The organism is Pedobacter sp. 05L430, assembly GCF_056397585.1.
The window spans coordinates 1-482 of the sequence record NZ_JBFTNT010000633.1 but is presented as its reverse complement, the minus strand read 5'-3'; the positions used below and the strand labels follow the sequence as shown (position 1 = coordinate 482).

At 30.5% G+C, this 482-nt stretch carries 1 protein-coding gene; it reads left to right on the top strand.

What is annotated here, in order from left to right:
- Window positions 1-383 (top strand): hypothetical protein (locus AC1DG9_RS27720; RefSeq protein ID WP_477635788.1); only part of this gene is annotated, 383 nt, incomplete at its 5' end.
- Window positions 384-482: the final 99 nt, after the last annotated feature.

Below are 482 nucleotides of genomic sequence, written 5' to 3'. Positions count from 1 at the left end.
GAGTTTCCATTTATAATTTTATTTTAATAACTTCCAAAAGTGATCAAAATGACACGGAATCAAATGTATCCCACTTTGCATTAGTTTTTATGAAAATACAGCTCCTAAATAAAATGACAGTTTTTTTTGCTTTAGGTCTGCTATCATTGCTGGGAATAATTGTTTCTTCAATAATCTTGACAACTCGAAACGGAATGAACGAAAGATTACAGGGCTGGGTAAACTTGCTTTGGCTGCCAGTCCCTATTTTGATCATAATTATTGACAGAATTTGCTTGAAAAAATATGGCGTAAAAAAATCAAACAAAATTCAGCTCTATATTTTAGGCGCCTTAATCTTACTCTTTATACTGAATTTATTTAGATTACAAATACAAATATAGACCATCATAAAAAGTAAGCACAATAAAAGCACATTTTCCACGCTATATTTGCATTATGAATTTACAAATGCGCATCACTTTTGATGAAAAGGACTATAC